Source organism: Dokdonia genika, from assembly GCF_042652845.1.
GTDB lineage: Bacteria > Bacteroidota > Bacteroidia > Flavobacteriales > Flavobacteriaceae > Dokdonia > Dokdonia donghaensis.
Map to the genome: position 1 here is coordinate 153,600 of NZ_JBHSHB010000007.1, position 12,274 is coordinate 165,873.

Sequence of the window (12,274 nt, forward strand, 5' to 3'; positions counted from 1 at the left end):
TTTGTTTTTCTAACTCGAAAGATAGTAAGTTTGTAGTAAAGCCTGCGACATAATGGCTATGGAAACTATGCAAAAAACAACAGCACAACTAATAACAGAAAATCTCTCTGAGGCAATCTCTTACCAAGATTATAGAGTACTTACAGAAACTCACGCCCTAGAAGGCACAAATACAGGTCCAGAAGTCACAGAGGCATTGCACAACTATACAATGCTCAATCACAAACGTATGAAGCGTCTAGATAAGACTATAAAATTGTCTGAAGAGGCTCAAAACGTAATAAAGCAATATAACAACAAAACTACTTGGCTTGTACTAACAGAAAGCTGGTGTGGTGACGCGGCTCAAACAATGCCCGTAATGCAAAAGTTTGCAGACCTCAACCCTAACATTGACCTTAAGGTCATTCTAAGAGATGAAAATCTGGAGCTTATGGATCGTTTTTTATACAATGGCGGTCGCTCTATCCCAAGACTTATTGCCTTTGATAATGAAACTCAAGAAATACTTGGAGACTGGGGACCACGTCCATCTGAAGCTACAAAAATGGTAAATGATTATAAAGAAGCTCACGGTAAACTCACACCAGAGTTTAAACAAGATTTACAAGTGTGGTATAATAAAGACAAAGGCCAGAACACCGTAGAAGATTTACTTCATCTATTAAAATAGATTATAAGCTTATCCTTGAAAATCAAAAGTCACACTGCCTAGCTGTGTGGCTTTTGTTCCTTTATCAAAGTACGCTCTGTTTAAATATTTCATAGCTTGGTCTATAAGGCAGCCATTTGCGCTTGTAGAAGCATTTTTATTAAACGCTTTTTTTACAATAACCCCCTTATCATTTACTGTAATATTGATAACCACCTTGCCAAAAGCGTCACAAGTATACACGGGGTTAGGTAAGGCAATAGCTGTACGACCTACTAAGTTATAAGAAACAGTACTCTGTCTGTAAGCGCTCTTTTTCTTAATGCCTCTAGCATCCTCCCTTGCCTCTATTGCAGCTTGTACTTCTTTCTTCTTTTCTTCTAGAGCAGCTTCTCTAGCCTCTTGCAGGGCGTTGAGTTGATTATTTGTGCGCTCATTAAGGTTTTCAACACTGCTTTGCTGGCGCTGTGCAATGGCCTTTCTTATCTCGTCCTCTTCTTGCAGCGCTTTAGATAACTCACTTGAGTTGTATGCTCTGTTAGATATGCGAGTTCTTTGCTGTACAGGTGTTTTGGTTTCTTCCTCCGGTTCTTCTAGATTTTGAGTAATAACCGGTATTTCTATAAACTCCTCTGCTATCTCACCCTGATATTGTTTTACTCCCAAAAAGAAAAATACAAGCACTAAAAAACTCGCTCCAAAAACGGTAATGAGTAGTGCCTTATCTGATGGGGATAATTTCATAGGTATTTAAAAGTTACAAAAAATAAGCCATAAGTTATGGCTCGTAGGTAGCGCGCCTCTAGATATCGGCAGGATTACTCTGCGTAATCTCTCTTATAAAGTCATCTAGAAGGTGTGCATTATCTACGCTGTAATCGCCTATTTTGGTTCTTCTAAGTGCCGTAAGATGAGCACCACTTTTAAGCCCTTCTCCAAAATCAAACGCTAGTGATCGTATATAAGTACCTTTACTGCAGCTTACTTTAAAATCTACTTCGGGCATTTCAATACGTGTGATTTCAAAAGATGAGATGTGTATCTCTCGCTTCGGGATTTCTACTTCCTCACCTGCTCTTGCAAATTCATACAGACGTTTCCCTTCTTTTTTTAGTGCAGAAAATACAGGTGGACGTTGCATTATTTTTCCTTGGTACGCTTTCGCGAAAGCGTAAATATCCTCCTCAGTGATATGCTCGGTAGGGTATTCTTTATCTATGGCTGTCTCCAGGTCATAACTAGGCGTGGTGCCACCTAGAGTGATGGTGCCAGTATATTCCTTCTCCTGCCCCATAAACTCGTGTAGACGCTTTGTAAACTTACCCGTACAGATAATCATAAGACCGGTAGCTAGCGGGTCTAGTGTGCCTGCGTGCCCTACTTTGATCTTTTTTATGTTTCGGTTCTTACGTATAAGCCAGCGCACTTTGTTTACTAACTGGAAGGACGTCCACTCAAGAGGCTTGTCAAAAATAAGCACTTGGCCATCTCTAAAATCTTGATCTGTAAGGCTCGTTATCTTAGACATAGACTTAGTTATAAAGTGAGAAACCTATCGCAATAAGTCCTACAATGAGGCAGTATATAGCAAACCAAGAAAGCTTACTTTTCTTCACAAGTTTTATCATCCAGGTGCAGGCTATAAGTCCTGCAACAAAGGCAGATATAAAACCTATCACTAGTACAGAGACATTACCTGTTTGAGTTGTAATTGCACCGTCCATAAGGTCTTTTGCAATTTTTCCAAAAATAAGTGGAATCACCATTAAAAATGAAAAACGTGCTGCCTTACTCTTATCATTACCCAGTAATACAGAGGTAGATATAGTCGCTCCACTTCGTGAGATACCAGGTATCATAGCAACTGCTTGAGAAACGCCAATTATAAATGCATTAGAAAAAGTTACATTCTTTTGAGTATCTTTTGCTCTATCTGCAAAATATAGTAGTACAGCAGTTACCAGTAGCATACAGCCTACAAGCATTATATTTCCTCCAAAAAGTGCTTCTAGTTGCTCCTCAAAAAAGAGCCCTACAATAACTGCAGGAATCATTGACAAAACGATTTTTGCCGAAAATTGTGTTTCTTCATTCCACTTGAATGAAAACAATCCGCTTAAAATTTCTATGATATCTTTTCTAAAAACTACAATGGTAGAAAGTGCTGTTGCAAAATGTACCACTACGGTAAACATAAGGCTCTCTTCTGGTACAGAAGTATCTCCTAGTATGGCTTTACCTAGCTCGAGGTGCCCACTAGATGAAACAGGTAAAAACTCAGTAAGTCCTTGAATGACACCAAGGATAAATGCGTCAAGATTATTCATAGGGCAAAGATAAAACTGTAGTTACAAGCGGCAAGTGTTACTCACCTTTATTAGGATTTAATAAGATGGCATATACTTCTATACCAAAACCTATAAGTATTACTGCTGGGGCAAGACGTATGCGTCTCCAAGAGTAGATCTCTGGGTTAAACACATTAGGGTCATCACTACCTCCTCCAGACATAAGTACAAAACCTAAGGCTATTACTCCAAGGCCTATAAGCATCCACGTAAAATTTTTCTTCCCAAATATAAATTCGGTAGTTTGTTTTGATACTTCTTTACGTTTTTGTTCTCCCATAATACATCTAGTAATTCGGCTAGTAGTATAGCTCGTCTGTGCGCAAATTTAAGAAACGTTGTGTTGCCAGAAAGGTACTAAACCAAGTAATGAGTATTCCCATTAAAAACACACCTCCAAATAATGCTCCTAGTACGAGCGGGTCATCTAGTAATGTGAGTTGCGGGAATGCTTTATTTGCATAATACAGCACTCCTGCCATACCTGCTATAGCGATAAGCGCGCCTATAATCCCGAGGCGCACACTCTTCCACACAAAGGGACGTCTTATAAAACGTTTTGTCGCGCCCACCATTTGCATTGTCTTTATTGTAAAACGCTTTGCATATACAGATAGTCGTATAGAGCTATTGATAAGCAGTACTGCGATAAACGTAAATATGCCAGAGATAATAAGTATCCACAGGCTTATTTTTTTAATATTATCATTAAGCAATGATATAAGAGGTTTATCATAAGTTACTTCTTCTACAAAGTCTTTTGATGCGATCTCATTTGCTATTTCTTCTACCTTCTCTGCAGATACATAATCTGCATTGAGATATAAGTCTATGCTATTTTGAAGCGGGTTCTCGCCAAGGTAGTCTACAAAGTTTTCTCCCAGGGCTTCACTATGAGCTGCCGCAGCCTCTTCTTTCGAAACAAATTTTATAGATTTTGTGTACGCTGCAAGAGAAAGTGTTTTCTCTAGCTGTTTCATCTCCACATCTTTTGCAGTGTCTTTAAAGTAAACACCTACGGCAATAGTCTCCTTAAAATAATCTGCTACCTTCTTGGTATTAAGGACTAGTAACCCCAAAATTCCCAACAGAAAAAGAACCAAAGCAATACTAATCACCACCGAAAAATAGGAGGTAATTAATCGTCTTTTCTGGTATTTTTCAAAAGATGAACTCATTTGCTAGGGTTTTGAGTAAAAGTAGTAAATCCTGCACACTCCGTTATCAAACGAAGAGATTCTGATTGTATTATTATTAAAAATACAGATTTACAAAAACCCATCACTCTCCACATACGCATCTATCACACGCTGCTCGCCCTCTTTTCCTTCTATACTGTTACCGTGTTCCATTCCTAAAACTCCGTTGAAACCACGACTGTGTATGTATTTAAATACATTTTTATAGTTAATCTCACCAGAAGTAGGCTCATTACGACCAGGATTATCTCCTATCTGGAAGTAAGCAATCTCGTCCCAGCATTGTTCTATGTTTGGGATTAAATTTCCTTCTTGAATTTGCTGATGGTAGATGTCAAAAAGAATCTTGCACGACGGACTGTTTACAGCTTTACAAATTTGATATGCTTGTGGTGACTTAGATAAAAAGAGTCCTGGGTGGTTTCTAAAATTAAGTGGCTCTAGCACCATCACAATGCCGTGCGGTTCTAGTAAGGCGCTTGCTTGTCTAAGGCTCTCTACTACGTTTGCCGTTTGAAAATCAATATTCTGACGCAAGTCTACGTGACCAGGTACCACGGTCATCCATTTTGCATTTACACGTTTTGCTACCTCAATAGAGCTCTTAATATCTGCCAGAAACTCGTCACGCCATTCTTGTTTTCCGCTCGCTAGGTTTGGCTTTGTCCAGTGTATTTTATGAGCCACAAAAACGCCCATAGTGAGACCACGCCTACGCATCACCTCTGCCATTGCTTCTTGTTCGGGAATGGGGCGGTTGCGCATCTCATTATCTTCAAAGGAGGTAAAACCTTGATCTGCCATAAAGTTGAGCTGATCTATAACATTTTCGCCAGCGAGCTCTTTAAACATCCCTATGTGCGGGGCATAATTGAGATTAAAAGTGTGTGGTTCTGTTTCCGCTTTCGCGAAAGCGGTATCACTCACAACCGCATCCATCGCGTGTATACCTACGGTCCCTAAACCTAAAAAGGAACCCGTGAGAGCTCCTTTTTGTATAAATTTTCTTCTGTCCATATAATTACAGTGAGTATGCTTTTCCTCCTGTTGCTTCCTCTACTGGTAAGCAACCTATTTGTTGTCCCGGTATAGGCTCATAAGCAAGTACGTTTTCTCCTATCTCTTCAGACTGTTTCCAGCCCCAGATAGTCATACCTCTTACGTTTTGCAGTAAACTAAAAGCGCCAGCATCTGGATCTACCTTTACCGTCTTATCTCTCTGGTATGCTTGGTAATACTCACCTAGACTTTTATTAAATACTTCTTCTTGTTCTTTTGAAGCATTTAGATATTTGGCTAGAAGCTTGTCATAATCTTCGGCCTCTGCATCTTCAAAAGTTTTACCTGTAGCATCTTGTAATCTATTTGCAAGAGCATCAAAACCAGCCTTGATTTGTGCTTGATCTTCAAGAGGTGTCACTTCGTTCCAATACATATCTATAAACTTATGAGCACCTACATCTACAGCTCCTGGTATTGCCTCGTCTGACGGGATGATAAGATCTACAATATGACGAAGCGCTTTACCTTGTGAGTTATTAATAAACACAGGTTCAAACACTGGCCCGTCTGCTTTACAGCTTTGTAGTAGGGTTAATACTGTAGGTGTTGCAACGAGTGCCACTCCACCTAATCCTAAGTTCTTTATTAATTGTCTTCTTTTCATCTTATGCTTCTTTTTTAATTTGAGCGGCAGCGTGATTTGCAGCACGTGCACTAAAAGCCATATAAGTAAGTGATGGGTTTACACAACTTGCAGAGGTCATAAATGCTCCATCTGTCACATATACATTAGGTACTGCGTGTAGCTGGTTATTACCATTACATACAGATGTTTTTGGGTCACGTCCCATACGTGCTGTACCCATCTCGTGTATACCGTTACCTGGAGCACTTGGGTCATCCATAGTCTGGATATCTTTAAAGCCGGCATTTTTAAGCATATCTTTTGCACTTGCAATCATATCCTTACGCATTTCCCACTCGTTTTCTTTCCACTCTGCGTCAAAGTTTACTTTAGGTAATCCCCATTTATCAAGATCATTATAATCTAGGGTCATTTTGTTCTCGTGATAAGGAAGACATTCTCCAAAGCCCATAAGACTTATTGTCCACCCTCCTGGTTCTTGAATTGCTTTTTTAAGTCCTGCGCCGTATCCAGCCTCTGCTATTTGAGGTTGATAATCACCACGACCAGCACCACCTTGATAACCGTAACCACGCTTAAAGGTTTTTTGATCTGTTACTCCTCCTATGTTTCTAAAACGAGGTATGTAAATCCCGTTAGGGCGACGTCCTTTATAATATTTATCTAGATCTCCATCCCACTTTGCAGTAGCTCCTGCTTTAAAGTGGTGATCCATTAAGTTATGTCCAAGCTCTCCAGAGTCATTACCCATACCGTTAGGGAAGCGCTCACTTTTAGATTGCATAAGTATACTTGCAGATGCTATAGCAGAAGCACAAAGGAAAACGACTTTAGACTTAAACTCTAACTTTTCATTTGTCTCTTGATCAATCACTTTAACTCCCGTAGCCTTACCGGTAGCATCATCATAGATAACTTCTGTTACAATAGAAAATGGACGTAATGTCATATTTCCTGTACGCTCTGCAGCTGGTAGCGTAGATGAGTTACTTGAGAAATACCCTCCAAAAGGACACCCTCTCACACAGCGATTTCTAAACTGGCAAGCAGATCTACCATCATAGGTCTTTGCTCCTGTAATATGTGCAACACGCCCTATGGTAAGAAGGCGACCATCTTTATAATTTTCGGCCATATTCTTTTTAAGAACCTCTTCTACACAGTTAAGCTCCATAGGTGGTGAAAACTTTCCGTCTGGTAGTACCTCTAGACCTAATTTTTCTCCAGATACAGAGATATACTCCTCTACCTTATCATACCAAGGTGAGATATCTTTATAACGTACAGGCCAGTCTACAGCAATGCCTTCTTTTTTATTTGCTTCAAAATCTATATCAGACAGTCTATAACTCTGTCTACCCCACATAATAGAACGACCACCTACGTGATACCCACGTATCCAGTCAAAGCGTTTTGTCTCATTATAAGGATGATCAATATCATCTACAAAAAAGTGACGACTATCTGCCTTGTGAACGTATCCAGTACGAGCTTGTTTCTCATATCTAGCCTCCACTTCACGTGAGTTATTACCTTTAAATTTGTTGTCCCAAGGGTCATTGTGCATTGTAGGGTAGTCGTCTATATGCTTTACCATACGACCGCGCTCTAATACGAGCGTTTTCATACCGTTTTCACATAGTTCTTTTGCTGCCCATCCACCAGAGATTCCTGAGCCTACGACAATTGCGTCGTACATTTCGTTTTCGTTAGCTGTATTCACCATAAAATGTTTTAATGAAAATTTATTGGGATATAGGTTACCAAATATATAAATTTTAAGTTGTTTTTTGTGAATATCTAAAAAAGACTACCTTAGTCAAACCCTATATTTAACAGTAAATGACAGGCGAAAACGTTATAGTTCTAGTCTTATTTAAAATTCATCTTATGAAAAATTATTTGTTAGGCGCTTTTTTATGCGCTTTTGTCCTTATTTCTTGTAAAGAGGAGGTAAAAAAAGAAGATAATTCTGCTTTCGCGAAAGCGGAAACCGAAACTTCTAAAGAAAATTTACTCAATTATAAACACTCACTTGCACAGTGGTCATTACATAAGCCATTTTTAGAAGGTGATCTTGATCCGAAAGATTTTCCTCAAATTGCTAAAGATCTCGGTTTTACCGGTGTAGAATATGTAACGCAACTCTACCCTGAATTTCAAGACAAGAGTAACTACCAAGAAAAAGTGATGAACTGGGCTCGCGAGATGAAAAAACAGTCTGATGCAGCAGGTATGGATAATGTACTTATTATGGTAGACCGTGACGGTGAGCTTGCAGATCCAGATGCTGCAAAGCGAGCAGAAGCAATAGAAATACATAAATACTGGATGGATGCTGCGAAACTTATGGGAGCACACTCGGTAAGGGCAAACCTCTTTGGAGAACTAGATCCTGCAAAATGGCACGAGTACTCTGTAGCTTCATTATCTGCACTGGGAACTTATGGTAAAGAAGTAGGTGTAAATATTATTATAGAAAATCACGGTGGCTGGTCTAGTGATGGTCAAAAACTTACGGCTGTTATGAATGAGGTCAATATGGAAACTGTAGGTGTGTTGCCAGATTTTGGTAACTTTTGCATCAAAAGAGAAGGTGGAGAACGCTGGGGTGCACCTTGTGTAGAAGAATATGACACCTACGCAGGTATTAAAGAAATGATGCCGTATGCGAAAGGAGTGTCTGCAAAGTCATATAACTTTGATGAAAATGGTAATGAGACAAAATTAGACTATCAACGATTAATGCAAATCGTTGCCGATAGTGGTTTTGAAGGGTATGTGGGTACAGAATATGAAGGACCACTAGAAGACCCAAAAGAAGGTATCGCTCTTACTAAAGCACTAGTTCAAAAATCAATAGACAATCTTAAATAAGCAATATGAAATCAACGACTAAGTTTCAATTATCCCTAATGATGTTTCTCGAGTTTTTTATCTGGGGAGGCTGGTTTGTAACCTTAGGTACCTTTATGGGTAATAACCTAAGCGCCGAAGGGGGAGAAATTGCAGCAGCCTTTTCTACACAATCTTGGGGAGCTATTATAGCACCCTTTATTATAGGTCTTATTGCAGATCGATTTTTTAATGCAGAGCGTATTCTGGGAGTCTTGCACATAATAGGTGCCGTACTTATGTATTTAATGTCACAAGCAACAGACTCTGCTGTTTTCTATCCATATGTTTTAGGATATATGATTGCTTATATGCCTACACTGGCGCTAGTAAACTCGGTTGCATTTAACCAGATGAAAGACCCATCAAAGGACTTTCCATTCATTCGTGTATGGGGAACCATCGGTTGGATTGTGGCAGGACTATTAATAAGTTTTGCTTTTGGATGGGACTCTCAAGAATCTATCGCTGCAGGTCTACTTAAAAATACGTTTGTAATGACTGCTATTGCTTCTGCAGTACTAGGAGTTTTTAGTTTTACACTTCCTAAAACACCACCAAGTGCAAAAGGAGAGAAAGTTGCAATTAAAGATATTTTAGGTCTTGAAGCTTTAGATTTACTTAAGGATAGAAACTTCCTAGTGTTTTTCCTTTCTTCGGTACTTATTTGTATTCCACTTGCCTTTTATTATCAAAATTTAAGTCCGTTCCTAACGGAGTCTGGTGTAGAAAAATCTACAGCCCTTGCTTCTATAGGTCAAGTATCTGAGGTAGTCTTTATGTTATTACTTCCTTTCTTCTTTAAGAAATTTGGGTTTAAGAAAACTATCCTTGTAGGGATGCTCGCTTGGACATTGCGCTACCTACTGTTTGCTTATGGTAACACGGGAGACCTTTTCTTTATGATTATTACAGGTATTGTTCTACACGGTATTTGCTATGACTTTTTCTTTGTATCTGGACAGATTTATACAGACAGTAAAGCTGGACCAAAAATTAAAAGTGCCGCTCAAGGACTTATCACACTTGCTACTTACGGTGTAGGGATGCTTGTAGGTTTTTATGTGGCAGGAAAAATAACAGATGCAAACATTGTAGGTGATGGTCACGACTGGAACTCAGTATGGGTATTCCCAGCGATTTTTGCAGCTGCAGTATTTGTGATTTTTGCACTGCTATTTAAGAGTGAGAAAATAGAATATACGGAGTAGATCTTATGATTTACAATTTCATTAAAAATAAAAACACAACACAATGAGCAATAAAATAAGATGGGGCGTCTTAGGTGGCGGTGGAGATAGTTTAATAGGTGTGTTACACCGCGTGGCGGCAAGTATGTTTGACGCATATCAGCTAGTAGGTGGTTCTTTTAACCCAGATATTGAGGTAAGCAAAGAATTTGCTGCTCAAATAGGCATCCCGACAGATCGTATTTATAAAGATCTAACGGAGCTTGTAGAAAAGGAAACCGCACTCCCAGAAGACCAGCGTATGCAAGTGGTATCTATACTTACACCAAACTTCTTACACTTCCCGATGGCAAAGCAGCTTCTAGAGGCTGGCTTTAACGTGATTTGTGAGAAGCCTATGACGATGACACACGCAGAGGCGCTAGAGCTTGAGGCTATCCAAAAGAAAAATGGTAACGTCTTTGGACTTACACATACTTACACTGGCTACCCTATGGTACGCCAAATGAGGGAAATGATAGCAAATGGAGAACTAGGCGAGATACAAAAAGTAGACGCTCAGTATTACCAAGGCTGGATTAATAACCTCATACACGACAAGGAGCAGCGCAATAGCACCTGGCGTTTAATGCCCGAAAAATCTGGAATTTCTTGCTGTCTTGGCGATATAGGCGTTCACGCTTACCAGATGCTAGAGTTTGTAACTGGCAAGAAAATTAAATCTGTACTTGCAGACCTCAACCATCTATATGCAGACAATGAGATGGATATAGACGGTACCGTATTACTACGCCTAGATGAATATACGAAAGGTGTATTGCGATCTAGTCAAATAGCAACAGGTGAGGAGAACAACTTTACCGTAGCTATCTATGGTACAAAAGCAGGCCTCAAGTGGGAGCAAGAAAACCCTAACTATCTTTATTTACTAGAAGATGGACAACCTATGCGCGTGCTTAAACCAGGCCACGCTTATAACAGTCCGCTATCGCTAGACGGCACAAAACTACCTCCGGGACACCCAGAAGGTATTTTTGACGCGATGGGTAATATCTATAAAGGTGTTGCAAAGGCAATACGTGGAGAAGACTACAATTCTGGTGAGTTTCCGGGTATGACAGATGGTGTACGAGGAATGAATTTTATAGAGAAAGCCGTACAATCTCATCGTGATGGGAATGTGTGGGTAGACCTAGAGTAGCATAAGTACGCTTTCGCGAAAGCGTAAAAAACAACAACTGAAAAGATTCTCGCATTTGCGGGAATGAACAAAAATATATCCAATGAAAACAATAAAAGGACCCGCAGTATTTCTCGCCCAGTTTATGGATGACAAAGCACCATTTAATTCACTAGACGGATTGTGTAAATGGGCAGCAGACCTTGGGTATAAAGGAATACAAATCCCAACTTGGGAAAACCGATTAATTGACCTCACCACAGCTGGAGAGAGTAAAACCTACTGTGATGAGCTTAAGGGTAAAGTAAATGACTATGGGCTTGAGATTACAGAGCTCTCTACACACCTACAAGGGCAACTGGTTGCTGTACATCCTGCTTATGACTTGATGTTTGACAACTTTGCTCCAGATGATTGTAAAAACAATCCAAACAAGCGTACTGAGTGGGCTCGCAAGCAAGTAATAAGTGCAGCACACGCAAGTAAACATCTAGGTCTTGATGTGAGTGCGACGTTTAGTGGTTCGTTGCTTTGGCATACAATGCACCCTTGGCCACAACGTCCTGCAGGACTTGTTGAGATGGGGTTTGAAGAACTTGCAAAACGCTGGTTACCTATACTCAATACTTATGATGATTGTGGTGTAGATGTAGCTTATGAGATCCACCCTGGTGAAGATTTACACGACGGAGTGACTTTTGAGCGTTTTCTAGAAGCTACAGGTAATCACAAGCGTTGTAATATTTTATATGACCCGAGTCACTTTGTATTACAGCAACTCGATTATATAGCATACATAGACCACTATCACGAGTTTATAAAGGCCTTTCACGTAAAAGATTCTGAGTTTAAACCAGATGGAAAGCGTGGTACCTTTGGCGGTTACAGTGACTGGCAAGATCGCGCTGGCCGTTACCGCTCTCCGGGAGATGGACAGATAGACTTTAAAACTATTTTTACAAAACTCACAGAATACGGTTGTGACGTTTGGGCAGTGATGGAGTGGGAATGTTGTGTAAAAAGTCCTGAGCAAGGAGCTCGAGAAGGCGCACCATTTATCGCTTCACACATTATTGAGGCAACACAAAAACGTTTTGATGATTTTGCTGGAGAAGATATTGACAAGGAGCAGTTAAAGAAGATATTGGGACTTTAAAACACT

At 39.8% G+C, this 12,274-nt stretch carries 13 protein-coding genes; 5 read left to right on the forward strand and 8 right to left on the reverse strand.

Translation table 11 applies throughout. From position 1 onward, the window contains the following. Positions 1-58: 58 nt before the first annotated feature. A complete protein-coding gene (locus ACFO5T_RS01620; RefSeq protein ID WP_380031499.1) occupies positions 59-673 on the forward strand; it encodes a thioredoxin family protein in 615 nt (204 codons plus the stop codon). Positions 674-682: 9 nt separating this feature from the next. Here ACFO5T_RS01620 and ACFO5T_RS01625 read toward each other — a convergent pair whose 3' ends face one another. From ACFO5T_RS01625 to ACFO5T_RS01660, 8 genes are all read right to left on the reverse strand, one after another. After that, entirely contained in the window at positions 683-1,396 is a 714-nt protein-coding gene (locus tag ACFO5T_RS01625; protein ID WP_380031502.1) for a hypothetical protein, read from the reverse strand. Between the two features lie 58 nt (positions 1,397-1,454). Further along, a complete protein-coding gene (gene truB, locus ACFO5T_RS01630) occupies positions 1,455-2,180 on the reverse strand; it encodes a tRNA pseudouridine(55) synthase TruB (protein ID WP_035326400.1) in 726 nt (241 codons plus the stop codon). A 4-nt stretch (positions 2,181-2,184) separates the two neighbouring features. After that, positions 2,185-2,979: an undecaprenyl-diphosphatase UppP gene (gene uppP, locus ACFO5T_RS01635; protein WP_375253625.1), complete on the reverse strand. Its 795-nt coding sequence runs from the start codon at positions 2,977-2,979 to the stop codon at positions 2,185-2,187. Between the two features lie 37 nt (positions 2,980-3,016). Further along, complete coding sequence (locus tag ACFO5T_RS01640; RefSeq protein ID WP_380031505.1) at positions 3,017-3,280, reverse strand: DUF3098 domain-containing protein; 264 nt, start codon at positions 3,278-3,280, stop codon at positions 3,017-3,019. A 19-nt stretch (positions 3,281-3,299) separates the two neighbouring features. Continuing rightward, positions 3,300-4,178, reverse strand: coding sequence for a cell division protein FtsX (locus ACFO5T_RS01645; RefSeq protein ID WP_038598289.1), 879 nt, complete (start codon positions 4,176-4,178; stop codon positions 3,300-3,302). A 90-nt stretch (positions 4,179-4,268) separates the two neighbouring features. Next, a complete protein-coding gene (locus tag ACFO5T_RS01650; protein WP_380031507.1) occupies positions 4,269-5,216 on the reverse strand; it encodes a hydroxypyruvate isomerase family protein in 948 nt (315 codons plus the stop codon). A gap of 4 nt (positions 5,217-5,220) precedes the next feature. Next, on the reverse strand, positions 5,221-5,865 hold the full coding sequence (locus ACFO5T_RS01655) for a gluconate 2-dehydrogenase subunit 3 family protein (protein WP_380031509.1): 645 nt from the start codon (positions 5,863-5,865) through the stop codon (positions 5,221-5,223). 1 nt (position 5,866) lies between these two features. After that, complete coding sequence (locus ACFO5T_RS01660) at positions 5,867-7,546, reverse strand: GMC oxidoreductase (RefSeq protein WP_380031511.1); 1,680 nt, start codon at positions 7,544-7,546, stop codon at positions 5,867-5,869. A 191-nt stretch (positions 7,547-7,737) separates the two neighbouring features. Here ACFO5T_RS01660 and ACFO5T_RS01665 point away from each other — a divergent pair, with 191 nt between their 5' ends. The 4 genes from ACFO5T_RS01665 (at position 7,738) to ACFO5T_RS01680 (ending at position 12,268) form a co-directional block, all read left to right on the forward strand. Next, complete coding sequence (locus tag ACFO5T_RS01665) at positions 7,738-8,724, forward strand: sugar phosphate isomerase/epimerase family protein (protein ID WP_375252535.1); 987 nt, start codon at positions 7,738-7,740, stop codon at positions 8,722-8,724. 5 nt (positions 8,725-8,729) lie between these two features. Beyond that, positions 8,730-9,953 (forward strand): nucleoside permease, encoded by a 1,224-nt coding sequence (locus tag ACFO5T_RS01670; RefSeq protein ID WP_380031514.1) that lies wholly within the window; start codon positions 8,730-8,732, stop codon positions 9,951-9,953. 43 nt (positions 9,954-9,996) lie between these two features. Beyond that, positions 9,997-11,133 (forward strand): Gfo/Idh/MocA family protein, encoded by a 1,137-nt coding sequence (locus tag ACFO5T_RS01675; protein ID WP_380031516.1) that lies wholly within the window; start codon positions 9,997-9,999, stop codon positions 11,131-11,133. 82 nt (positions 11,134-11,215) lie between these two features. Further along, on the forward strand, positions 11,216-12,268 hold the full coding sequence (locus ACFO5T_RS01680) for a sugar phosphate isomerase/epimerase family protein (protein WP_380031518.1): 1,053 nt from the start codon (positions 11,216-11,218) through the stop codon (positions 12,266-12,268). Positions 12,269-12,274: the final 6 nt, after the last annotated feature.